Annotated in this window: 28 protein-coding genes and 1 rRNA gene; 4 read left to right on the top strand and 25 right to left on the bottom strand. The window is 40.7% G+C overall.

The features are described 5' to 3' along the window. A 16S ribosomal RNA gene (locus tag M3183_RS18680) occupies positions 1 to 91 on the bottom strand; the annotation flags it as partial. Between the two features lie 298 nt (positions 92 to 389). Further along, positions 390 to 620, bottom strand: a complete 231-nt coding sequence (locus M3183_RS18675) for a hypothetical protein (protein ID WP_251472065.1) — start codon at positions 618 to 620, stop codon at positions 390 to 392. A 138-nt stretch (positions 621 to 758) separates the two neighbouring features. On the opposite strand from M3183_RS18675, the gene pdaB reads away from it, so the two are divergent. Then, positions 759 to 1,511: a polysaccharide deacetylase family sporulation protein PdaB gene (gene pdaB, locus M3183_RS18670; protein ID WP_251472064.1), complete on the top strand. Its 753-nt coding sequence runs from the start codon at positions 759 to 761 to the stop codon at positions 1,509 to 1,511. 88 nt (positions 1,512 to 1,599) lie between these two features. On the opposite strand, the gene M3183_RS18665 is transcribed toward pdaB, so the two are convergent. Then, the gene (locus M3183_RS18665) at positions 1,600 to 2,289 is read right to left on the bottom strand and encodes a KinB-signaling pathway activation protein (RefSeq protein WP_251472063.1); all 690 of its coding nucleotides are present in this window, start codon (positions 2,287 to 2,289) and stop codon (positions 1,600 to 1,602) included. A gap of 262 nt (positions 2,290 to 2,551) precedes the next feature. On the opposite strand from M3183_RS18665, the gene gerD reads away from it, so the two are divergent. Next, positions 2,552 to 3,169, top strand: a complete 618-nt coding sequence (gene gerD, locus M3183_RS18660) for a spore germination lipoprotein GerD (protein WP_251472062.1) — start codon at positions 2,552 to 2,554, stop codon at positions 3,167 to 3,169. Between the two features lie 47 nt (positions 3,170 to 3,216). Here gerD and M3183_RS18655 read toward each other — a convergent pair whose 3' ends face one another. The 3 genes from M3183_RS18655 to M3183_RS18645 form a co-directional block, all read right to left on the bottom strand. Then, positions 3,217 to 4,269, bottom strand: a complete 1,053-nt coding sequence (locus M3183_RS18655; protein WP_251472061.1) for an Mrp/NBP35 family ATP-binding protein — start codon at positions 4,267 to 4,269, stop codon at positions 3,217 to 3,219. Between the two features lie 140 nt (positions 4,270 to 4,409). Beyond that, positions 4,410 to 5,141, bottom strand: a complete 732-nt coding sequence (cwlD, locus tag M3183_RS18650; protein WP_251472060.1) for an N-acetylmuramoyl-L-alanine amidase CwlD — start codon at positions 5,139 to 5,141, stop codon at positions 4,410 to 4,412. Between the two features lie 86 nt (positions 5,142 to 5,227). Continuing rightward, positions 5,228 to 5,671, bottom strand: a complete 444-nt coding sequence (locus tag M3183_RS18645) for a YbaK family protein (RefSeq protein WP_251472059.1) — start codon at positions 5,669 to 5,671, stop codon at positions 5,228 to 5,230. 379 nt (positions 5,672 to 6,050) lie between these two features. Here M3183_RS18645 and M3183_RS18640 point away from each other — a divergent pair, with 379 nt between their 5' ends. Further along, positions 6,051 to 7,169 (top strand): GAF domain-containing sensor histidine kinase, encoded by a 1,119-nt coding sequence (locus M3183_RS18640; protein ID WP_251472058.1) that lies wholly within the window; start codon positions 6,051 to 6,053, stop codon positions 7,167 to 7,169. A 15-nt stretch (positions 7,170 to 7,184) separates the two neighbouring features. Then, positions 7,185 to 7,835, top strand: a complete 651-nt coding sequence (locus tag M3183_RS18635) for a response regulator (RefSeq protein ID WP_251472057.1) — start codon at positions 7,185 to 7,187, stop codon at positions 7,833 to 7,835. Positions 7,836 to 7,932: 97 nt separating this feature from the next. On the opposite strand, the gene M3183_RS18630 is transcribed toward M3183_RS18635, so the two are convergent. The 19 genes from M3183_RS18630 to M3183_RS18540 all read right to left on the bottom strand — a co-directional run bounded on the left by M3183_RS18630 (position 7,933) and on the right by M3183_RS18540 (position 23,874). After that, positions 7,933 to 8,382, bottom strand: a complete 450-nt coding sequence (locus M3183_RS18630; protein ID WP_251472056.1) for a spore coat protein — start codon at positions 8,380 to 8,382, stop codon at positions 7,933 to 7,935. 110 nt (positions 8,383 to 8,492) lie between these two features. Continuing rightward, positions 8,493 to 8,705, bottom strand: coding sequence for a hypothetical protein (locus M3183_RS18625; protein ID WP_251472055.1), 213 nt, complete (start codon positions 8,703 to 8,705; stop codon positions 8,493 to 8,495). 205 nt (positions 8,706 to 8,910) lie between these two features. Continuing rightward, on the bottom strand, positions 8,911 to 10,497 hold the full coding sequence (locus M3183_RS18620; RefSeq protein ID WP_251472054.1) for a SagB family peptide dehydrogenase: 1,587 nt from the start codon (positions 10,495 to 10,497) through the stop codon (positions 8,911 to 8,913). Between the two features lie 22 nt (positions 10,498 to 10,519). Then, positions 10,520 to 12,460, bottom strand: a complete 1,941-nt coding sequence (locus tag M3183_RS18615; RefSeq protein ID WP_251472053.1) for a TOMM precursor leader peptide-binding protein — start codon at positions 12,458 to 12,460, stop codon at positions 10,520 to 10,522. Continuing rightward, positions 12,460 to 14,406, bottom strand: coding sequence for a putative thiazole-containing bacteriocin maturation protein (locus M3183_RS18610; protein WP_251472052.1), 1,947 nt, complete (start codon positions 14,404 to 14,406; stop codon positions 12,460 to 12,462). Before M3183_RS18610 ends, M3183_RS18615 begins: the two co-directional genes overlap by 1 nt. Positions 14,407 to 14,571: 165 nt before the next feature. Then, complete coding sequence (locus M3183_RS18605) at positions 14,572 to 14,841, bottom strand: heterocycloanthracin/sonorensin family bacteriocin (protein ID WP_251472051.1); 270 nt, start codon at positions 14,839 to 14,841, stop codon at positions 14,572 to 14,574. 601 nt (positions 14,842 to 15,442) lie between these two features. After that, positions 15,443 to 15,835 carry a 30S ribosomal protein S9 gene (rpsI, locus tag M3183_RS18600; protein ID WP_251472050.1) on the bottom strand — a complete coding sequence of 131 codons (393 nt, stop codon included), beginning with the start codon at positions 15,833 to 15,835 and terminating at the stop codon, positions 15,443 to 15,445. A gap of 19 nt (positions 15,836 to 15,854) precedes the next feature. After that, complete coding sequence (gene rplM, locus M3183_RS18595) at positions 15,855 to 16,292, bottom strand: 50S ribosomal protein L13 (RefSeq protein WP_251472049.1); 438 nt, start codon at positions 16,290 to 16,292, stop codon at positions 15,855 to 15,857. 313 nt (positions 16,293 to 16,605) lie between these two features. Further along, positions 16,606 to 17,346 (bottom strand): tRNA pseudouridine(38-40) synthase TruA, encoded by a 741-nt coding sequence (truA, locus tag M3183_RS18590; protein WP_251472067.1) that lies wholly within the window; start codon positions 17,344 to 17,346, stop codon positions 16,606 to 16,608. Positions 17,347 to 17,357: 11 nt separating this feature from the next. After that, on the bottom strand, positions 17,358 to 18,155 hold the full coding sequence (locus tag M3183_RS18585; RefSeq protein WP_251472048.1) for an energy-coupling factor transporter transmembrane component T family protein: 798 nt from the start codon (positions 18,153 to 18,155) through the stop codon (positions 17,358 to 17,360). Further along, the gene (locus M3183_RS18580; protein WP_251472046.1) at positions 18,152 to 19,021 is read right to left on the bottom strand and encodes an energy-coupling factor ABC transporter ATP-binding protein; all 870 of its coding nucleotides are present in this window, start codon (positions 19,019 to 19,021) and stop codon (positions 18,152 to 18,154) included. The genes M3183_RS18585 and M3183_RS18580 overlap by 4 nt, the downstream gene beginning before the upstream one ends. Then, the gene (locus M3183_RS18575) at positions 18,997 to 19,836 is read right to left on the bottom strand and encodes an energy-coupling factor ABC transporter ATP-binding protein (protein WP_251472044.1); all 840 of its coding nucleotides are present in this window, start codon (positions 19,834 to 19,836) and stop codon (positions 18,997 to 18,999) included. Before M3183_RS18575 ends, M3183_RS18580 begins: the two co-directional genes overlap by 25 nt. A 383-nt stretch (positions 19,837 to 20,219) precedes the next feature. Beyond that, positions 20,220 to 20,582 (bottom strand): 50S ribosomal protein L17, encoded by a 363-nt coding sequence (gene rplQ, locus M3183_RS18570; protein ID WP_251472041.1) that lies wholly within the window; start codon positions 20,580 to 20,582, stop codon positions 20,220 to 20,222. Positions 20,583 to 20,639: 57 nt separating this feature from the next. Continuing rightward, positions 20,640 to 21,584, bottom strand: coding sequence for a DNA-directed RNA polymerase subunit alpha (locus M3183_RS18565; RefSeq protein WP_251472039.1), 945 nt, complete (start codon positions 21,582 to 21,584; stop codon positions 20,640 to 20,642). Between the two features lie 177 nt (positions 21,585 to 21,761). After that, positions 21,762 to 22,151 carry a 30S ribosomal protein S11 gene (rpsK, locus tag M3183_RS18560; RefSeq protein WP_251472037.1) on the bottom strand — a complete coding sequence of 130 codons (390 nt, stop codon included), beginning with the start codon at positions 22,149 to 22,151 and terminating at the stop codon, positions 21,762 to 21,764. A 23-nt stretch (positions 22,152 to 22,174) separates the two neighbouring features. Continuing rightward, complete coding sequence (gene rpsM / locus M3183_RS18555; RefSeq protein ID WP_066390147.1) at positions 22,175 to 22,540, bottom strand: 30S ribosomal protein S13; 366 nt, start codon at positions 22,538 to 22,540, stop codon at positions 22,175 to 22,177. A 24-nt stretch (positions 22,541 to 22,564) separates the two neighbouring features. Next, positions 22,565 to 22,678, bottom strand: a complete 114-nt coding sequence (rpmJ, locus tag M3183_RS18550; protein ID WP_000868344.1) for a 50S ribosomal protein L36 — start codon at positions 22,676 to 22,678, stop codon at positions 22,565 to 22,567. A gap of 36 nt (positions 22,679 to 22,714) precedes the next feature. Beyond that, on the bottom strand, positions 22,715 to 22,933 hold the full coding sequence (gene infA / locus M3183_RS18545; protein WP_007085268.1) for a translation initiation factor IF-1: 219 nt from the start codon (positions 22,931 to 22,933) through the stop codon (positions 22,715 to 22,717). 290 nt (positions 22,934 to 23,223) lie between these two features. Next, positions 23,224 to 23,874 (bottom strand): adenylate kinase, encoded by a 651-nt coding sequence (locus M3183_RS18540; protein ID WP_251472036.1) that lies wholly within the window; start codon positions 23,872 to 23,874, stop codon positions 23,224 to 23,226. Positions 23,875 to 23,889: the final 15 nt, after the last annotated feature.

The raw sequence follows: 23,889 nt of genomic DNA, 5'->3' as shown, positions 1-23,889 counted from the left end.
TTGGGAGCAAGCTCCCAAAAGTTCGCTCGACTTGCATGTATTAGGCACGCCGCCAGCGTTCGTCCTGAGCCAGGATCAAACTCTCCAAAAAAGTTGAGTTGATTAGCTCATAAAATTTACGTTGGCTTCATCTCATTTAAGAAATGAATGATTATTGTTTGTTGACGTTTTTGTTTGTTTAGTTTTCAAAGAACAATATAATACCAAACCGCTTATTTGCAGGCTATTTTAAACCTTCTAACTTAAAGCGACTTTGTTATTGTATCAGCTGCATTCAACAGTGTCAACAACTTTTTTCAAGCTGTTTTTCTGATGCCCAGCAGCGACGTTTATTAATATACCAAGTTAAAATATAAATGTCAACTATGTTTTATAAAAAATTTATTACTTTATCCTTTAAGCTGATTTTTCTTTCCATTCCTAATGTATTTTATACATTCATTAGGTGCAGCTACACGTTTAAATAAAGCAAATAACACCTGATATCGCTCTTCCATTGCTCTTTTTACAATATGGTCAATTCTATCATCACCCAGGTCAAATAAAATCTCATCCATTTCTCTTTTAAGCAGATATTCCATTTCTTTGATTTCTTTTTCATTTATGATTAGTCCAAACATTAAATAACCTCCATGGAATTTTTGTTATAGTAGTCTTTTCCAATTCCTGAGAGTTTTATTAAAATTCTTTGATCATATTTAGAAAAAATGAGCATAGATTTGAGACAAGGATAGTTTGGACAAGGCGGGGGATTTTGAATGAATTTTTTTGTTGTTTTAAACGGAAAGGCTTTAAAGAATGTAGCCCTTATCTTAATCGCAGCTTTTTTTACAGCATGGTTCCTTTATATCGAAAATCTAACTCAAATACCTGTCTTTTCGACAAAGGAAGGTCCTAAAGCTGTTTTTCGCGGTGAAAATGGAGTTGCCCTGACATTTAATATCGGTTGGGGAGATGAAAAGGCCGAACCCATTTTAGACACATTAAAAAAGGAAAACGTAAAGGCCGCCACTTTCTTTCTGGCAGGGTCTTGGGCGGAACGACATCCTGACATTGTTGCCAGTATAGCAAAAGAGGGATACGAAATAGGGATTCTTGGTTATAACTATGAAGACTATACCGAACTCGAGGATGCAAAGATCGGCCAGGATATTTCAAAGGCCCAGGAGGCATTTCGTAAATTGAATGTTAAGAATATAAAGGTGTTAAGAGCCCCTACCGGCCATTTTGACGAGCGAACCTTAAAAATCGCAAAAAGGTATGGATACACTGTTGTCCATTGGAGTATCGATTCGAAGGATTGGCAAAGCCCGGGAGTAGCGAAAATTGTTGAAAATGTAAAGAAAGCAGATAACGGATCCATTGTCCTTCTTCATGCGTCCGATTCAGCGAAACAGACCGAAAAAGCCTTGCCATTAATTTTACAAGAGATTCGCAGCAAAAACTTAAAGCTCGTATCTGTTTCGGAAATGATTGCAAACGGTCAAGCCAATTCAAAAGAAATAAGATAAGTGAAACTTCAATCAGCATCGTCTAACTACCAGTAGAAAAAAGGAGCATACGGGGGAATTTCCCCGCATGCTCCTTCTTCTTTTTAAATTAGACAGTAGATTTTTTTGGATTTTTTTTCTGCTTAACAGGTGTATTTCCCGCTCCCGCATTGCGGCCAGCTCTTTCTAGTCTTTCCTGTGCAGATTTCGCATTTAATTTATGAAGAACTAATAATTGGTATGCATTACAAGCCAATAGTGCAAACAACATTAAATAAAACCAGTTGCTTGAGTTGATTCGGAGTACCGGTACCCATTCGATTAATGTCACGACAATCATAAAAAACATTGCCGGAATAAATGCTTCTCGATTGGTTTCCTTGCTTTTTACTAGAGCTGTCAAAACTCCGATAAAGGCTAAAACAAGCGCCGGAACAAAATACGGAATCAGCGATTCGCCGGAATTGGCAAAATTCGTATAACGTAAATAGACCAAATCAAATAATCCAAACAAAATCAGGACAATTTGGACGGCATTCCAAAGGGAAACTGATTTAAAAATCCCCAATCCAAAACGATGAATCGTTAAGTAAGCAAAAAAGCCTAATTGGCTGATCACACTAAAAAGAAAACCCATTACAAACAGCCAGACAATAGCTGAAATAATATCAATTATTTTAAAACCAGTGAAAAAAGGCGCCAGTTCATGCCAGCGTACAATTAATCCGACAATCACCGTTGTGACCCCGCCTACTAATAAAGTTTTCCAAAAAAGTTTTACCAAATTACGGCTTGTCACACGTATAAACCTCCAATAAAAGTAAAGTGAAACTTCAATCAGCGAAAGCTTTATGTATCACCTGCTGAATATTAGTAAATAATCGGGCTTTTACCAGCATTTGACCCCCCAGCTTGCCAGTTAAAGTTTATTCGCAATAAATCCTTCCCTGATTGTACCAATCACAATAAGAAAAATCCATAATTTGCGTTACAGACGAATAATCTTCCCGTTATTTCTTCATTATAAAATTAAGGAATTCTTCTGTGAAAGGAGCTTACCAATGAGAGTGAAAAGCATACTGCTCCTCCTACCCATCATGATGATTTTAACAAGCTGTTCTTCCAATGATACAAGCGGCGGGGGTCAAATTGATTATGACCAAACAAAAAAGATGGTCGTCGATATTCTTAAAACCGATGAAGGGAAGAAAGCCATCAAAGATCTTATGGACGATGATTCCATGAAACACTCACTTGTGATGGATCAAAAAGTCATTACAGATACAATCCAACAAACCTTAACCTCTGACAAAGCGGCGCAATTTTGGAAAAAGACCTATAGCGACCCGAAATTTGCTCAGGGTGTTGCCAAACATTTAAAGGCAGAAAATGAAAAACTTCTGAAGGATTTGATGAATGATCCCGATTATCGAAATATGATGATTCAGGTATTTAAAGAACCTGAAATTCAAAAAGAAATGACAGATGCAATGAAAAGCAAAGAATATCGCGATCATATTAAAAAGGTGATACAAGAAACAATGGACAGCCCATTGTTTAAAGTAAAAATGCAGGAATTCCTCTTAAAAGCCGCGGAAGATGCGAAAGCAAAAGCAGATGCTAATAGTGATAAAAATAATGCCGGCCAAAGCTCCAATGAAACAGGCGGCGAATCGTAACCCAATTTAAAAGCCTCCTCCCATTTCATCGGGAAGAGGCTTTTTCTTTATTTCAAGCGGTCAACTACTTTTTCTGCAATCTCAGAATAAATTTTCCCAAGACGATGATCTTCTTGATAAACAGATGGGGCGAAATCTTCCTCATTCCAATCCGGTTGATCAAGAGGCAGATGACCAAGGACTTCCGTATTTAATTCCTCGGCTAATTTATCACCGCCGCCGCGGCCAAATACATATTCTTTTTCACCTGTGACCTTGCTTTCAAAATAAGCCATGTTTTCAATGACACCCAATATTTCATGCTCAGTCCGAAGAGCCATAGCACCGGCACGGGCAGCAACAAACGCTGCCGTTGGGTGTGGAGTGGTAACGATAATTTCTTTGCAATGCGGAAGCATCGTATGCACGTCTAAGGCAACATCCCCTGTACCTGGAGGTAAGTCTAATAGCAGGTAATCGACGTCGCCCCACTCTACCTCATTAAAGAAACTGTTTAACATTTTGCCCAGCATTGGACCGCGCCAAATAATCGGTGCATTATCTTCCACGAAGAAACCCATAGAAATAACTTGTACACCAAAACGGTCTACCGGAATAATTTTTTCTCCGCGAACAACTGGCCGTTTGCTGATTCCCATCATATCCGGAACACTAAAGCCATAGATATCAGCATCAATTAAGCCGACCTTTTTTCCCAGACGGGCAAGGGCAACAGCCAAGTTGACAGATACAGTGGATTTACCCACCCCGCCTTTTCCACTGGCAATAGCGATAAACTGTGTCTTGTTAGAGTTTAGCAGGTTCTTCTCCTCTTCTTCTGGATGTGCGTTGCGGTTTGCAGCAACTACTTCTTCCGGAAGCTGGCCAAAACGAATACCGACAGTTGCCGCACCTGCCTCCTTCAATACATTAACGATTTGGGTCTGAAGCTGCAGCTGTTCGCTTGTCCCTGTTCTAGCAACCAGGACTTTCACACTAACATGATTCTTTTCTTCCTTAATTTTAACTTCTTCAATCGCATTTAATTCAGATAATGCTGTATGTAAAAATGGTTCTTTAAGGCTGCCAACAACCTCACGGACTCTATCTTCTGTTAACATGAAATACACCTCACTAATGAATTCGGTTCCACCTTCTAGTATACCATAATCGGATTTAGAAACAGTTATTTGAATCACATGTAATCCTTATTGAAACATTAAAAACCTTATAAAAAAAAAGGAAGGAATGACTCCCCCCATTACTCTGTTTCTTTTAACTCTTTCTCATTTGTAAAGTACCGCAGGATTCCTCTGTAAATCGATTCTGCTATTTTTATCTGATAAGAATCCTTTTTTAAATTTTCTCTTTCTGCTGGATTTGACAAAAATCCAACCTCCACGAGCACCCCGGGTTTTTCGGCATGTTTTAATATATATACCTGATTGATTGGTTTTGCCTTTCGGTTTGTATTCTCCAAATTATTGCGGAGTTCCTCTTGAATAAATTTAGCGGCGCGGGCATTTTCCTCATGATGAGGGGCATAGAAAGTTTGGGCACCGCTCCACCTGGCAGATGGAATTGCGTTTAAGTGGATGCTGGCGAAGAAATCATTATCAGAGTTATTGATCATTTCCAGTCTTTTTTTCAAATCCTCCACTTTTCTGCGGCTGTATCCCCTTGTACTTGGATCAGATAAATCTCTATCTGTTTCCCTTGTCATGACAACGAGGGCTCCTTGCTGCTGCAAATAATCCCTGACCTTTAAAGTAATGTCTAGAGCAATGTCCTTTTCCAAGGTGTCACCGCCGCCTGCTCCGCCGTCCGGACCGCCGTGTCCTGGATCAAGCAAAATAATTTTCCCTGATAAAGGAAGATTCCATGTTTTCCATGAGTCATTTTCTGAAAAATCATGCTGTAAAATAAAAAATAAAATAATTAATCCAATTGAAAAGCTAATTACCTTCCATCTGCGCTTTAACAACCAAATCATTCCTTCCCGCTCTTCACTAAACAGTAAAATATATGGGACAAGAATAAAAAATAGAACAGGAAGAAATGATTGTTATCAGAGTTAAATTAATGAAGCCGCAGTTTATGGCGCATTTGTCCTTTTTCAAATCCCTCACGCCACCATACATGTACATATTGCTCACACTGGTAATAAAGTGCCTCGCTCATAGCACCCTCATGTCCGCTGCCCCAATATAATAAAAAATTATACAGGGTATCGATTAAATGTTTTTCTTCATGATAACAGCGCATACGGACCTTTTCCATATCTTCGCCATAATAACCGAACTTGCTGAACTTGGCACCTAGCAAATAGGCCTCAAGTGCCACATCATAGCAGGCTTCCTCAATGCCTGCATTCATCAGCAGACTGGAGGCGATTCTCGTAGAACCAAAATATTGCTGCACTCTCTCTTTTAAAGCATTAATAGATAACTCTCGTAACACAGAACGCTCATATTTAATCTGCTTTTCACGCCGTTTTTCTTTAAAGGTTGTAATAACAGTCACTCTTTTTCACCTCTTAGCACTATTCTTTAACCTGGGTTCACAAGACATGCAAAAGTGGCAGCTGTTTTCAATTGCCAAATTTTATCGTAGTGACTGCAACCGAAATGAGGGATTTATGGCATTAATTTGGAGATATGAATTTAATGCTGTGAAGAGATTTTTTGAGGAAATGAGTTTTGGCCATTTTTCAGGTGGTTTTGGTCATTTCTTTATTCCTTTTGGCTGATTTTCCAATGACTTTGGCTATTTTTACACCCATTTTGGCTAATTAGTCATTTTAAGGAATTGCAATGAAAAAATAAATATTCCCAACAAGAAGTCTAATAATTTCAAATAATGTATAATAAAATTAATTATTTTCGAGGCGGAGGAGAATTTGATGTCTATCGAACCGGACCACGGGGAAATCAGCATCTTAAAGGAAATTGCCGAGCTTTTAAATGAGGGAACCGATACAGAAAGTGTCTTATCAGTAGTATTGAGGAAACTTTTGCATGTGACCGGACTAAAAACAGGCTGGATTTTTTTAATCGGCGAAAATGGCAGTCATCAGCTTGCAGCTTCTGAAGCCCTGCCTCCTGTTTTAGCTCATAATCATAATCAAAGGATGTGCCAGGGTGACTGCTGGTGTGTCAATAGATATAAAAATCAGCAGCTCGTGAAGGCCACCAATATTATTGAGTGCAAGCGAATTGAAGAGGCGGTGGAAGAGAATGCCGGGGAAACTTGCGGCCTCACCCATCATGCAACAGTGCCGCTTAGGGCTGGTAATGAGCGATTCGGGATTTTAAATGTCGGGGCACCTTTTAAAACGCATTTTGAAAAGAATGAGCTTGCATTACTCGAAGCAGTAGCTTACCAGATTGGAACTGCCTTAAAACGGATCAAATTGACCCAAAGGGAACAGGAAACAGCCTTAATTGCCGAGCGGAACCGGCTGGCAAGAGACCTGCACGATTCCGTGAACCAGCTGTTATTTTCCCTGAGTCTTACCGCAAGAGCAGGCGTTGAAATGACAACAAACCCGGAAGTCCAGCAGACATTCCGCTATATCCAGGATTTATCACAAGAGGCGCTTGGAGAAATGAGAGCCTTAATCTGGCAGTTAAGGCCCCATGGATTGGAAAATGGATTAATAAGTGCATTAAGGAGTTACGGGGATATGCTGGGTTTAAAAGTAAAAACAAAAGTGATCGGTGCTGGCACTATCCCTGGAAAAGTGGAAGAAACCTTATGGCGAATCGGCCAGGAAGCGTTAGCTAATTGTAAAAAACATGCACAAACTTCCGATGTGAACTTTATTTTTCAAACTTGCGGTAATGAAGTGGGATTGGCCATCATAGATACGGGCTGCGGCTTTCATTACGAAGAAAATGCTGATATCCCCTCTTTAGGTTTAAAAAGTATGAAAGCTCGAACAGAATCATTACATGGTTCCTTTCAATTAAGAAGCAAGCTGGGAAGCGGGACAGAAATACAAATTCGCATGCCAATCTAGGGGGAGTTTTGAAAAGTGAAAATACGTATATTAATTGCTGATGATCACCATGTTGTCAGAAGAGGTTTAGTCTTTTTTCTGCGTACTCAGCCGGGCCTGGAGATTGTAGGGGAAGCAGCAAATGGAAAGGAAGCTGTAGAACTGTCAAGATCCCTTAATCCGGATATCATTCTAATGGATTTAGTAATGCCCGAAATGGATGGAATTGAAGCAACAAAAAGCATTAAAAAAGCACAGCCTAAAACGAAAATTATGATGTTAACCAGTTTTTCAGACCAAGACCACGTGATCCCTGCACTAGAAGCAGGGGCATCCGGATACCAGTTAAAAGACATTCAGCCAGATGAGCTTGTCACCTCTATAAAAAAAATGATGAACGGGGAAAACCAGCTTCATCCGACAGCCACCTCCCTTCTTATGGCTAATTTATCCAATCAAGATAGCCAGAGGAAAAATTTAATCGAGGAATTAACAAAAAGAGAGTTAGAGGTTCTAAAGGAAATTGCTAAGGGAAAAAGCAACAAGGAAATCGCAGCCGCCTTATTTATAACGGAAAAAACAGTTAAAACCCATGTGTCAAACCTGTTAGCAAAACTTGAACTGGCTGACAGGACTCAGGCGGCTCTTTATGCAGTAAAGAACCAGATACTTGAAAAAACTCCATAAGAAACACCCTTGGTCAATTTCTGACCAAAGGTGTCTGTTAGAGACTTCTTAAACCAGTGTACAGCTGCAGCCTTGTCCATTTGTATTCAAGGAGAACCTATAAACCCAATCTAGCTACCAACTCTAGGAGGACTTGTAATAATGCTTGAGTATTTGTTACTACTTCGGCATCCACAGTTGTAATCGTTACAGTTGCAGAATTTTCAACGAGGATTGTTTGCGTACTGCTTTGTGTTGAATTGATCCGCTGCACTAGATCATGTGCTGCAGCTTGTGCTTGTGAGGAGTTTCCAGTAGCAGCCGTTAATACTAATACAATTGCCAGCTGTAAACCGATTTGAAGTGAAACCGCTGCTTTTGTATCTGTTGAAGTTACAGTTACATTGGAAGATGATCTAACTTGGATGGATTCATTAGATGTTTGGTTTGTTGTAATCTGCTGATTCCCAGTTTGTCGTACATTTGTATTGCTATTATTCATGTTTGTCATAGCGCCTGCACCAGTTCCGGCTGGTAATCCGCCGCCTGTAAATGTTCTACGAGCCATCATAACACCCCCTTTCAGTAGTGATATATAATACGGCAGCTGCTCCTTGAAGGCTTGTACTAATCCCCTCTATAAATTGCCTATTTTTTGAAAAGCGGGCTCTTTTAGGACTATTTACTTTTCTTCATTTTTTTAGATTCATTGCTTGCAAATGCCTTTACTTGTTTATTTAAATTACTGACAACAGACTTAATTTCCTTCCTCTTCTCATCAGAGATTGTTACCTCACTAGGATTAATTCCATTTTTGGCAAGTACATCACTGACAATGGATGAAATAACTTGATTTGAAATGCCTGTTTGCTTTTTAGATTTCTTTCCCATCTCTACCCCTCCTTACTTCATTTAACTCCTTTATTTTATGGCTTAAACTAATAATTTGATTGGGACAAGGACGGAGAATAATGCCTATTTTTGTAAAAAGAATCCCTAATATAATATAAAAAAGACCACAGCCAAATTTCGGTTGTGAGCCTTTTGATTGTTTGTAATATTTATTTTAATAACACAGAGGTGAACTTGCCCTTTCCTAGCTGTACAAACTCCCTTTTAACCATGCGCGAGGACGGTATGGACCCACCGGGATTTGGATCAAGCTGGTTTTCCCTTTCGAATGAATCCCGTAAAGTTCATCACATTGGTTCGAATCAAACCCGAGCAGTGGATGCCCCCCCATCCCTAAGGCACACGACACCAAAAGCAGACGTTGGACGAGTATACCCGCTTCCATCTGTTGAATGCGGTATCCTCTATACCCCAATTCCTTTTTGAGGTGATCCGTATCTCCAACGACATGCATACAAAGCGGAACTTGATACAGATTCACATTGGGCATTGTTAAGCCAAATTGTAAAATATGCCGGTAATCGCCCTGCATGATCCTCTCAAGTGCATGAGTGCCATAATTATAAGCGTAGGCACCATTCGGAACTCCTTCCACGTTGTAAAAACAGCCATATAATGACACACGGTTCTCCACATGCCCTTTGGCGTCATCAAGGTCATTCTGATACGAAAAGGAAAAGGTCTCTTTTAACAAAGTAGATAGTTGTGTTTGACTCACTTTTCCTAAAATAAAATCGACATCTGGAGAATGCCGCTCCCTGCAAACAGATGCGAGATTGTACGAAAAGCACTCTGCACGGGGAAGGAAGATCATCTCTGTGCCTAAGGACCGTTTCAAACTCTGATTGTTTTTTATCTTCACAAATGACTGTGTTGTTTCAAACATGGATGCCTCATTCAATTTTCTTAGCAGAGGATAATCCATTACTCTCTTTGAACGGTTGTAGGTAACATGCTCCAAAGGTGGAACTTCTCGGCACAATTCAGCTGCAGAAATAATTTCCTCTTTATCATGATCGTTTTCAACATTATCAATTGATTTCTTAACAGATAATGGAATAACTGCATATACACTTTCATCCTGATTCGACAGTCCCAGCAAATGATTAATAGCCCTATCAAGAAATTGGTAGCATAACCGGGTTGAAAAACCCATCGTATTGGCTGCTTCTAAAGATTGCCCAATTAACACGCCTGCATCTAATCCCTGAAGCCTGTAGGAAAAGTTATTGTATTTATAAAAGTTTTTCCAAAAAAGCGTTGAGAGAAAAACGGTGCAGAAGCAGCCAGAAAGATCACAGCTATTCCCAAGACATCTGGATAAGTAGGAATCGTAATTTCCCTCTCGCAGCAAAAGAAGGCGGTGATGGGCGACATCATAATGGTAAATTCCCATTGGTGCATCACTCAGCTTTACATACACATATAATTCATTGGGATATAACGCCCCGCCAGAGGGTACAAATCTGCGGAATAACTGGGCATAACTCACAGCAGCTTTTTCCTTGTCTTCCTCTATTAAAGCAGATTGTGAGTATTGAGTAAGACCGTATACATACCATAAGAAATGACCCAGCTCCTTAAGACTAGGTTCGCACTGAGCCTCCCGTCCACTCAGTGTTAACGGTACATCTGCAATCAGTGGAATCTCTGGTAAGCCGCGGTACAGTTTATAGGGAAGCGGTGCATCCTCCCAATCTACCTGCCAATCTGACGGAAAGATTTTTTCCGTGTTAAAGTGAAGATGATGTATAAATGTTTCTAGCTCCAATCTTACACCTCCTGCTTTTCAACTATGGGAATGGGTGGGGATGTGGATTTAGCTGTTCATACGTTAACGGTTGTTTTATAAATCCGAGCTTCGTTGGCACTTTAAGTACCCTTTCCAGCCCTTTCACACGGGTCAGGTGATGTCCAAATGTCATCGGTAACATGCCAGGAATCAAAACCTTCACACAGAATAACCCATTCCGTTTGATTATCGGTGTCGTTTGGTCCACCACTATGACCTCCAGATCTAACTGTCTGAACCTTTGAAGGATATCTTGAAGATCTTCCAACAAATCAGTATGGACAGGAGGCTCCTTGAATTCTTCTGCAAACGTACGTAACGGACGTTGATCATCCAATAAAAAATTCAGCCGTTCCTCTGCCTCCCGCAGTCCGTAGAGCAAACCATGATCCTCCATGGTACGCACTGCGAACGGATTCTGTAACATATGTTGATATTTCTGCTGGTTTTCCTCCAATATTTCGTCATGCCTAACCATCATTCCCGCTAGTTCATAAATTGCGCTTTTTACAGCCCTTACAGGATCAAGGCTTGCTCCTGCTGCACAAATGAGGTTTACACCCTTGGATCTTCTGTTTTTTGCCACCGCCCACACGCTTGGTATTGCATGTTCCATCGTCGAATTGAAAAAATGAAGATCATATCCCGCCGCCTCACGTATACGTTCGACCATCAGCTGTAATTCTTTATCGTCAGCCGAACTAAGGTCAAGCCGCGGAAGGGGAAGTTGGCCATACCACGTTAACAAGAATGAGTCTCTCTCGACAACCTCCATAATGCCATGGAAAATCGCTTCTTCTAAACTCCCCCCTAAAGCACATCCATTGGAAGTTTCATAAACAAAGCCCTCCCCATACCCCAAACTGTAATAGGCGAGTAACGCCGGAACTAGTATGGGACGTTCTTGTAAAAACGAATAGCCCCAGACCCAATTCATTGGTTCATTAGGACGAAACGGTTTAAACGGAAAATGAGGCTTTTCATATTGTTCCTTTTCATGCAAACCAACTCTTGCAGGATTTAGTGCATGCTGCTTCAAATTATGAAAACTATCACGAACTACTGTCCTTTTGCCTCGGGGCTCAATCCCGCAATATCGCTCCAACCCCTCTAAAATCGCTGTCAGTTCACTCATTTCATATGAATTAGACCGGCCGGCGACTCCCTCGTCCGCTTCAAATAACGGCATGTTTACTAAAACATCAGCAAATGGCAGCGTAAAATCCTGCATCTTCCCGTTCATAACACCAGTACGAAAATCCAGATAGTCCTTGACCAGTACTGTTTTAAATTCATCCATCGGACGGCTGCGATAACCGCTGCCATTTAATTTAGGACTAGATTCTAACCTAATTTGAGCTAATTCTGGTGTATCATCAGGTAATAAACCGCAAATTGGGCACAAGGGATTAGGCAAGAAAAGATGACTAGCATTGGTTAACGTCCTTAGGCTAGTAATGAATATTCTTTCTTTTAAATTACTCGGTTCACCTTTAAGAATCTTTTGAACTTCGTTACATATCAATGCGGCCATTTGAGAAAGTCCCATTCGTGACACCCATGCATCTTGCATTACATCTTCTCCTGCTGCCTGCTTTAAATGCAGCTGCCACATTTCTTTCCGGTCGGATCCAGCTATCATACGCCGCATGTCAGCGCAGCAAGAACATCCCGGTTTTCCGGGGCAAACCAGCGGTCCAATGATTCCTTCCCCAAATGTAACGAAACCCCGAAGCCACGGGATACCTGCGTTCTTGAATTTTTCCTCCGCTTTTTGATGAATGGCCGGGTGCCATCCATCGTGCAGCACCAGAGCTAATTTCGTTTCCTCGAAAACCTCTTCAAATAGGCTTTGACGCTTTACGAGATAATTCCCGGACAATTGATCAAAAACATAATCCGCTAATAAACCTTCTCCAGCAATAAGAATCCGGGCGGCCATTAGGATTCCTCCCCTCGAACCTGCACACCATACACCCCTGCTAATACTTGTTTTAAAAAGGGTTCGAACGTAAGATCATAAACGATTAAGCGTTTGCTGCTTTGGTTCAAGACCTGAATGGAAGATTGCAATAACTCCAATTGTGTTATTTCTTTACATGAAGGGATACTTAGTTTAAATTCCCTTTCTTTCAACAAAACAGCTGACTCCGATCTCCTTTCGGCTGCATCCCCCTGATTTTGTTTATCCAAAAGTGCTTGCTGTAATGCACTCCGTAAAGCCAGCGTTGTTTTTAAACCAATACTAGTATATCGGCGCCCCTTCGACTTTACCCATATTACGGGAAAGCCTAGTATTTCATTTTCTAAACCGATAGTCGGTACACCATTTAGGGTAGTCAGGGCATTTAAATAAAATCTGCAGCGCTGATCTTCAATTTCTTCCAATTGTACGTGAAAAATTGGATTCAGCTGATCGTCCTTTTTATTTCTCCATTCTTTCTCTAAATAGGCTTGCAAGCCGCGGCAAACTGCCTCTTCGATTGTTTCCCCTGCACCAATTCCAATCAAACCCTCTGGTATATTTTCACAAGCCTTCTCTTTTTGATCACGGCATTCTTTGATCATTTGTGAAACATACATTTCAATACCAGTCAGTCCTGCTTCCCGCTTTGCCTCCTCATGTGTAAATCCCGAACAGACTACTTCTGGCAGGAGGTCTGCCGGTCCCTCTGACACTGGATTAACCGCTTGAACATAGCACTGCGAAAGAGGGAGCTGTATCAAGTTTCGCTCCTCCCAAGTATGGAAAATCCCTGTTTCTTCCGAAGTTAATAGGCTAAAGGATTCCAAAAGGTTACTCGAAGGTTCTTTTTTACTCTTTTCTTGCTTTATCCTTACATCAAGATCTTCTACCAGTCTAGGTGAGACATTAATATTTGTAACCAATGGATGTGTGATGAACGAAATCCAGTCTCCTTCCAGCGTTTCAAGATCTAGTTTGTAAATTTGGTTACTCTGATTGGATTCTGCAATTCCTGCAGCCTTCTTAAAAAATTCGAATACGGTAACATTGGCCAGAATCGCTCCGGCAGTTGTAGAGAAAGATTGCGGCTGCCGATCTAATTGCAATGAAGACTGATGGATTCGGCGCCATGCTGACTCCCAGCATCCATCTGAGTCCGGATGAACCAATGGACCTGCAAGCCCCGATTGGTCTAAACATATGGCAGGAAAAAATACTTTCCTTTGCTCTTTGCAAACCATATTCAAATCCCGAAGTTCCTTTACATTTCCAACCTGAGAGACATATAGAATCCAATCATATGGATGCAAAGCTTCTTCCCAAAAATTCCTTCCGTCCTTTTTTTCAAATTGTACCTGCTCAACCTCCACTTCAGGGTCAACATGCCAGGCATTGCGTACCAGCTCATTAATCCGCAATTGATTGGTTGGCACTGAATCGGTCAACATGAAATGGAATTTAGGAAGTCCCGATTCCAATAAAGCAGCCGCCAGTGAAACCATAAAGGATCCAGAACCGATAGCTAAAACTTTAGCTTGACGGTATTCTTGAAAACGGTATGCACCGGAATCCATAAAATTCTCGATAAATTCAATTTGTGAAGCATACTTTTCTAGGACTTTTGGGTTTAAATCATGCGGCCTATCTTGGCTGACATCTCGAACAAAGCCATTCTTGTACAACGTTTCTCCAATTTCATATACCCTGTTGCGGTACGGAGCTGTTAATCCCGCTGTTAAATCTCCCAATGATTGCTCCCCGTTAAACATCGGCACTAATTTTTCAATCCATTGGTAAATCGTATTTCCTTCCATTCGTAAAGAGTTTAAATTATTTCTAAAATACACACCTCCTTTTGGATCCGGCAAATAAAATGTATCTCTTTTGACCTTTAAACGTGTGGACGAGTTAAGTTTTGTCATTCAGCTCCTCCTTCATTCAGATCGAACCTAATTATGCATTATCATTTTATGTACTTTTATTTGTCCAATATGATTAACCATAAAGAAGTGCCTCCTGCGGCACATTCATTCAGGAGGCACTTTGTTTTCATCCAATACCGATTTTTTTCTGAGTCTCCAAAATAACTAAATAAACCCGAAGCCAAAACAGCTAAAACCGAAACCTAAACCAAAACAGCTGAAGCCGAAGCAGCCGCCACAGCCGCCGCAACGGAAACCTCCGCAGCCAAAACCGCCACAACGGAAACCGCCACAACCAAAACCTCCGCAGCGAAATCCTCCGCAGCGCATTCCAAACATACGCGGATCTTGGCTCTGAGGGTCTATAGGAATTAATTCACCAACTTGATAATGATCCATCCCTAATGATTGTAAATCGGACTGAAAATTATGCATTTTGTCCTCCCCTTTTTATTTATTCAACAGGCTGCACCTGAAAAGAGAGTCGAAACGAAGGTATTTGTCTATTTGTGTAAACTTTACGGTACCACGAGTACTCTCTTCACCAAAATATGATTTTTTTAGGTTGTTGCCACAGATGTAATAGCCTATTTTACTTTGAAGATGGTAATAAAGTATTGCTCCCTTAACGAAGCACGCTTGAATAAATTATTCCTATTTACACTTGTTTTAAAGGAACCTATTTCAATGAAGTTCTATTTAACGAATTAGTGGTAGATTTCTTAAAGCAAAAGCTTTAAAAGAACATCTAGTTATGGAGTTATGGTGAAAAAATATTTTCGTGGTCAAAAGCTATTTTTAAGAAAGGCTATGTTAAACTTGGCTGTTGATTTTCGCTCCAGGCACTGCGCGTTCCGTGGAGCCTCCTCGGCGCTAACGCCTGCGGGGGTCTCCCCTGGCACCTACTCCCACAGGCGTCTTCGTGCCTTCCGCTACAATCAACAGGGTTATAAAAAATCAACACCACTCTTTAACAGAGCTTTAAGAAAAAAGACCCCCAGCCAATGTTGGCTGAGAGTCTTTGAACGTCGATAAATTAACGTTTTGAGAACTGAGGTGCACGACGGGCGCCTTTAAGACCGTATTTTTTACGCTCTTTCATACGTGCGTCACGAGTTAATAGACCTGCACGTTTTAATGTTGGACGGTATTCTGGATCAGCTTGAAGTAATGCACGAGCAATACCGTGGCGGATTGCGCCAGCTTGACCTGTATAGCCGCCTCCCTTTACGTTTACGAAAATATCATAGCTGCCAAGAGTTTCAGTAGCAACTAATGGTTGTCTTACAACAACACGTAAAGCTTCAAATGGGATATAATCTTCAATTTCACGTCCGTTAACAACAACTTTGCCTGTACCTGGAACTAGACGCACACGTGCGACTGAGCTCTTACGACGACCAGTACCAATATATTGAACTTGTGCCATAGTTTGTCCCTCCTTTTAATTAACCGCGAAGTTCGTAAACTTCAGGTTTTTGTGCTTGGTGTGGATGCTCACTGCCTGCATACACATGTAATTTTTTAAACATTTGGCGTCCTAAAGAATTCTTTGGAAGCATACCTTTAATAGCAAGCTCAAGCATTTTCTCTGAATATTTTGTACGCATTTCAAGAGCAGTTCTTTGTTTTAAACCGCCTGGATGCATAGTGTGACGATAGTAGATTTTATCATTTATTTTGTTACCAGTTAATTCAATTTTAGAAGCATTAAGAATGATAACATGATCACCAGTGTCAACATGTGGTGTATAAGTTGGTTTATGTTTACCGCGTAAGATTGATGCTACTTCAGTTGCAAGACGACCAAGAGTTTTGCCCTCAGCATCAACTACGTACCATTTGCGCTCGATATTGTTGGCATTAGCCATAAACGTTGTACGCATGAGTTTCCCTCCTAAATAAATCCTTAAGATTATTGTTTTCGCACTATTATAAGCAATTTACGTCCGATTCTGTTCCGGGAATGAACGTTATGCCATTGTGCAGCTATAATTTCAAACCTTATATTTTCAATCACGATTAAGACTTTCCGGGGCTTTATCGTGGGATTAAAAACACACACATATAATATAATAAATACTTGGCATTAAATTGTCAAGAAAATGTTACACCAGGTTAGGTTGTTTTAAAAACAGATTGCCCCTTCGCCGCCTTTTACTATTTATTAATTAACCTTCAGCAAATTGATCAAAAACATTAATAAAACACTTCCCACAAATATAACCCATGTGCAGGGGCTGTTTTTCCTGCAAAACGCCGGTCTTTCTTCTTTAAGATTTCCTCCAGATCCTCCGGAACACGTTCGCCAGAGCCCACCTCAAGCAGCGTCCCTACCAAAATACGGACCATATTATATAAAAATCCATTCCCAACAAATCGGATTGTCAGCAAATCTCCGTCCATTAAAAAATCAATCGTTTCAATTGTCCGGACCTTATCGACAACTTCTGTCTTTGCGGAGCAAAAACTGGTAAAATCATGCGGCTCCCCGACTAGATATCTGCATGAATCCTGCATTGCTTCAATATTCAGTTTATAGGGATAGCGATACGAATACCTGCATTCAAAAGGATCTCGACTTTTAGACAAGAGCAGTCTGTAGCGGTATTCCTTCCCAACTGCATCAAAACGGGCATGAAAGGATTCTTTAACTTTTTCAACCTTAAGAATGGATAGATCATCCGGAAGCAATGAGTTTAAGGCAATAACCCACTTCTCATCAGGTATCGAAAGGGGGGAGTCAAAATGAAGCACCTGTCCCTTCGCATGGACCCCAGCATCCGTCCTTCCGGAAGCCGACACTTTTACTTCATGACCTTTATGCATTTTTGCCAGAACAGTTTCCAGCACCGACTGGACTGTCCGCTTATGAGGCTGGACCTGATACCCTGAAAAGTCTGTGCCATCATATGCGACAATTGCTTTATATCTTTGCATCATATTCTCCATTAGGAACGAAATAAAATAAGCAGAACCGTGATAACAGCTAAGAAGATCAGCTGCAGGGTATCCGCCGCTTTCCAGCTTAATAGACGGTATTTAGTCCTTCCTTCACCGCCCCGGTAACCCCTTGCTTCCATCGCAACCGCCAGCTCCTCTGCCCGCTTGAAAGAACTGACAAATAACGGAATTAATAAGGGAATAACCGCCTTAATTCGATTTTTAATGGGGCCGCTGGCAAATTCTACACCCCTGGCAATTTGTGCCTTCATAATTTTATCGGTCTCCTGCATCAAAGTCGGTATAAATCGTAAGGAAATCGACATCATTAATGCCATTTCATGCACAGGAAAACGAATCTTTTTTAACGGCCCTAATAATGATTCAAGACCATCGGTAATTTCAATAGGGGTCGTCGTTAACGTTAATAGAGAGGTCATTAAAATGAGAAAGAAGAATCGGAAAGAGATATAGAATCCCATTTTAATCCCTTCAGAATAAATTTTTATCACTCCCCAGTGAAATACAAGAGTTCCTTCCCTTGTAAAAAACAACTGCAAAAGAAACGTAAAGACGACCAGCCATATTACCGGTTTCAGTCCGCCATATAAAAAACGCACCGGAATCTTGGATAACCCAGTCATTAAAAAAGTATAAAGGCCAATAATCGTATAAGTCTGCCAATTATTTGCAAGAAAGATAATACAGACAAACAAAAATATCATGGTTAATTTGGATCGTGGGTCCATCCGATGAAGCACAGAATCAGCAGGGACATAACGGCCAAAAATCATTTTCTCCATCATGATTTAACACCCCGCCCTAACTGCTCCGCAACAGCAGAAGATAATTGCTCAATAGACAAATAGATTTTGTTAAAATTCATTCCACACTTTTCTTCAAGCTTGAGTTGAAAACGAACTACTTCGGGTACGTCCAGCCCCATCTGCAATAGTTCAGCTGGTGATGAGAAGATTTCTTCCGGTGTTCCCTTCTTAACAACCTTCCCCCCCTGCAAGATGACAATTCGGTCCGCATATCTGGCAGCGTCTTCCATGCTGTGGGTAACTAATATCGTTGATAATTGTCTTTCTTGGTGAAGCTGGTAAAACATGTCCATGATTTCTTTTCGGCCTCTCGGGTCCAGTCCAGCCGTTGGTTCGTCAAGGACAATCACATCAGGCTCCATGGCTAAAACGCCTGCTATAGCTACCCGGCGCATTTGGCCGCCCGATAAGTCAAACGGAGATTTAACTAATATCTCTTCCCCTAGTCCGACCTGTTTCAATGCATGCTGCGCCCGAATTCTTGCTTCAGCTTCAGAAACGCCAAAATTCATGGGCCCAAACATGATATCCTTCTCAACTGTTTCTTCAAACAATTGGTGTTCTGGGAATTGAAATACAATCCCAACCCGTCTTCTCACTTGGCGTAAGTCTTTATTTTTTTTGTGAGCTTTAATCTCCCTGTCACCAATCGTAACTCTTCCTTCCGAAGGGACAAGCAGTGCATTTAAATGCTGTAAGACGGTCGATTTACCTGAGCCTGTATGCCCAATAATAGCCGTATAAGTGCCTGACGGTATATCGATTGATACATCTTGGATAGCAAGCCGTTCAAACGGTGTATTGGCCTGATATCGGTAATCTACATGCGAGAGCGAGATGTCCATAACTCTGTCACCAACTCTTCTTCCGATAAATAGTGCTTAGATAACTGAATCCCCTTTTCACGAAATGCCTTTGTCATTTTTACGGAAAATGGTATATCCAATCCTAATGCAATCAATTGCTCGTCCATTGAAAAAATTTCATCCGGGGTGCCTTCGCGAAAAACTTCACCTTTATTCATCACAATCATCCGATCAGCTTTTGCAGCCTCTTCTAAATCATGGGTTATCGAGATGACTGTAAGTGACTTTTCATTCTTTAGAGCCCTTACTGTTTCTAATACCTCTTCACGGCCTCTTGGGTCAAGCATGGAAGTCGCCTCATCTAAAATAATGATAGCTGGTCTTAAAGCCAGTACTCCGGCGATTGCGACCCGCTGTTTTTGGCCGCCAGAAAGATGGTGGGGCTCTTGACTCAGAAACTGATCCATTTTCACCCTGTTTAATGAATCCTCAACCCGATGTATCATTTCTTCCCGTGGGATGCCCATATTTTCTAAACCAAAAGCCACATCATCTTCGACCGTAGTCCCAACAAATTGGTTATCAGGGTTTTGAAAGACCATTCCAATCTTTTTACGAATCTCCCAAATGTTTTCTTCATTGAGTTCAATTCCACATACAGTTACGCGGCCCTCTTTTGGAAATTGTAAACCATTTAGCAGTTTAGCCATTGTAGACTTACCGGACCCATTATGACCGACTATCGCAAGCCATTCCCCTTCATAAATATCAAAAGAAACCTGATTCAGTGCATTCCGCTCTTGGCCATCATATTGAAAAGTCACATCTTTAAGTGACACAATTTCTTTTTTCATCGCAGCATTTCCCCCCTCACCAAATCTCAACTATGCTAATCTAACAGATACAAAAAAAGCCTGCACCTCTTCCCAGGGCAGTGCTTCTAAAAGCTGGTATATATATTTAAATATAAAAAACGGGAGAGGTGCATGAGCTAGACGAGTCGCAAAAAGGAGAGTGGCTCCTTCCTTCAAATCTTAAAGGGCTCTTAAAAAGTTAAGAGGTGCGCTCATCATAACACTCTTTTTGGCTTGGTCCGCATCGTAAGGGCAGTGTGAGCAGAATTATGCTCCTGCAAAGAATACAATATCTTTGCTAAAAAACCGCCTCTTTACAGAAAAAGGGCAGAGAACAAGTTTGTTACTAAACTGTCCAGCGCCCTTGTTGTCTGTGAGTTTTATTAAACTAACTCGATAATAACCATTGGTGCACCATCGCCGCGGCGCGGTCCAAGTTTCATGATTCGAGTATAGCCGCCTTGACGCTCTTGGTAACGAGGAGCAATATCAGAGAATAGTTTTTGAAGTGCATCTTGACCATTTTCTGCATTAGCTACTTCGTTGCGAACATATGCAGCAGCTTGACGGCGTGCATGAAGGTCACCGCGTTTTCCTAAAGTAATCATCTTCTCAACAGTTGAACGAAGTTCTTTCGCACGAGTTTCTGTTGTTTGGATGCGCTCATTGATAATTAAATCAGTTGTTAAATCACGAAGCATAGCTTTTCTTTGTGCGCTTGTACGTCCTAGCTTTCTGTATGCCATGAAGGGTTCCCTCCTTTGTTGAAGTCATTTAATCGGATGGTTATTGTAAAAAACAAACTAGTCGTCTTTACGTAAACCTAATCCAAGCTCTTCTAGTTTTGCCTTCACTTCTTCAAGTGATTTGCGGCCTAAATTCCGTACTTTCATCATATCTTCTTCAGTCTTATTTGCTAATTCCTGAACAGTATTAATTCCAGCACGCTTTAAGCAGTTATAAGAACGAACAGAAAGATCAAGTTCTTCAATTGTCATTTCTAAAACTTTTTCTTTTTGATCTTCTTCTTTTTCAATCATAATCTCAGCATTTTGTGCTTCATCAGTTAACCCAACGAAAATATTTAAATGCTCTGATAAGATTTTCGAACCAAGGGCTATCGCTTCCTTTGGTCCAGTGCTTCCATCTGTCCAAACATCAAGTGTCAATTTATCAAAATTAGATAGTTGACCTACACGTGTATTTTCTACTGTATAAGTAACACGAGAAACTGGTGTATAAATAGAATCAATTGGAATAACACCGATTGGCTGGTCCTCACGCTTATTTTGATCAGCTGGGGTATAGCCGCGACCTCGCTTAGCAGATAAACGCATACGAAGATGTCCATTTGATCCTAATGTTGCAATGTGCTGTTCAGGATTTAATATCTCTACATCACTGTCATGAGTGATATTACCTGCAGTAACAGGACCAGAACCTTGAACATCAATTTCTAATGTTTTCTCTTCTTCAGAATAAATTTTTAATGCAATCTTTTTAATGTTTAAGATGATAGATGTTACATCCTCTACGACGCCTTCAATTGTTGAGAACTCATGAAGTACCCCATCGACCTGAATCGCAGTAACAGCGGCACCTGGCAGTGAAGATAAAAGGATACGACGTAAGGAGTTACCCAAAGTGGTACCATATCCACGCTCTAGTGGCTCTACGACGAACTTACCGTATTTGGCATCATCGCTGATCTCAACCGTTTCGATTTTTGGTTTTTCTATTTCGATCATCAATTAACCCTCCTTCAAAACGTCGAAACCTCAATTAGACGTTTGCTAATCGAAATTCCCCCATGTATATGTTCCCGTTTTGTGCACAACAACTGGAATAAATCTTCTGTATAAACTTCAAATAAATTCATATCATATCCCATTATAGACAGATGATACAAAACTTATACAGAAAAATTACACACGACGACGTTTTGGCGGGCGGCAGCCGTTATGAGGAACAGGTGTAACGTCTTTAATAGCAGTTACTTCAAGTCCAGCAGCCTGAAGAGCACGAATTGCAGCTTCACGTCCTGCACCAGGTCCTTTTACAGTAACTTCTAGAGTTTTCATTCCATGTTCCATAGATGCCTTTGCAGCAGTTTCTGCAGCCATTTGTGCAGCGAATGGTGTAGACTTACGAGATCCTTTAAATCCAAGCGCACCAGCACTTGACCATGAAATTGCATTACCATGAACATCTGTGATGGTTACAATTGTATTGTTAAAAGTTGAACGAATATGTGCAACTCCTGCTTCAATATTCTTTTTAACACGGCGTTTACGTGTATTTGTTCTACGTGCCATTTTTATTTAACCTCCTTTACCGATTACTTCTTCTTGTTAGCAACAGTCTTACGAGGACCTTTGCGTGTACGGGCGTTGTTTTTTGTGTTTTGACCACGAACTGGTAAGCCGCGGCGATGACGTAATCCACGATAGCAGCCAATTTCCATTAGACGCTTAATGTTAAGGGAAACTTCACGACGAAGGTCACCTTCAACTTTTAGTTTGTCAATGATATCACGGATTTTATTAAGTTCATCTTCAGTTAAATCACGCACACGAGTATCTTCAGAAACACCAGCTTCTGCTAAGATTTTTTGTGCAGTATTTTTACCAATACCATAAATGTAAGTTAAAGAGATTACTACACGCTTTTCACGTGGAATATCTACACCAGCAATACGTGCCATTTAGAATGTGCACCTCCCTTGATATTATCCTTGTTTTTGTTTATGTTTAGGGTTTTCACAGATAACCATAACTTTACCGCGTCTGCGGATAACCTTACACTTTTCGCAGATCGGCTTAACAGATGGTCTTACTTTCATTATCCTAACCTCCTTAATAGTACGGAGTGCAAGCAATTATTTAAAGCGGTACGTAATTCTTCCGCGCGTTAAGTCATATGGAGAAAGCTCAACAGTTACCTTGTCGCCTGGAAGAATGCGAATAAAGTGCATTCGAATTTTCCCGGAAACATGAGCTAGCACTGTATGACCATTTTCTAATTCTACCTTAAACATGGCATTTGGCAAAGTTTCAATGACTTTACCTTCAATTTCAATAACATCATCTTTGGCCATCGGTCCCATCTCCCTTCTTATTCGAATTAAGCGTTCGTAAAGACTAGTAGTATAAAGCGAGTCTTCTCTATCGCAAGTTGTTAGCAACCTTTCAATCTTACCATACTATACGTCTTTTGTCCGCAAGTAAATTTTGTATTATAGAGGAAAATTAAAGTCCTCATGTCATTCTTGCCCAACTCTCGGTCCTGTATACTAAAGGACAACTGAAAAGCCTTTTGCTTTTACATACTATCGAAGCGTTCGGGAGATATTCGAGAGTCGTAAGCCATAATTTTCTGGGTAAGGCATTAACGGATAACCCTTAAATATTCTTCAATATCAGCAAATACCTTTTCAATATCCTGCTGACCATTGATTGTACGTAAATATCCTTTTGTTTCATAGAAAGTAAGTAATGGCTGCTGTTGTTTGATATTAACATCTAATCTATTTTGAACAGTTTCAGCATTATCATCTGCTCTTTGGTATAACTCACCGCCGCAGCGATCACATACACCCTCTTTTGCAGGAGGATTAAAGACAAGATGATAAGTAGCCCCACAGTCTTTACAGATACGGCGTCCAGTCAAACGCTCCATTAAAATACTTTTATCAACATTGATATTCAAAACGTAATCAATCTTTTTACCTAACTCTTCAAGAAGAGTTTCTAATGCTTCTGCTTGAGGTACTGTTCTAGGAAAGCCATCTAGTAAGAAGCCTTCTTTGCAATCATCTTTGGCTAAACGCTCACGGACAATCCCAATGGTTACTTCATCAGGAACCAGTTCGCCTTTATCCATAAATGATTTTGCTTTTAATCCTAATTCTGTTCCCTCTTTCATAGCTGCACGGAACATATCTCCTGTTGAGATATGAGGGATGCGGTATTTCTCGACAATTTTTTCTGCCTGAGTACCTTTACCGGCACCTGGAAGGCCCATTAATACTAAATTCACACGTGTTCCCCCTCG

Origin of the sequence: Neobacillus mesonae (genome assembly GCF_023715155.1) — a bacterium.
GTDB lineage: Bacteria > Bacillota > Bacilli > Bacillales > Cytobacillaceae > Neobacillus > Neobacillus mesonae_A.
Note: the sequence above shows the minus strand (reverse complement) of the source record. Positions and strands in the feature narration are given on the sequence as shown.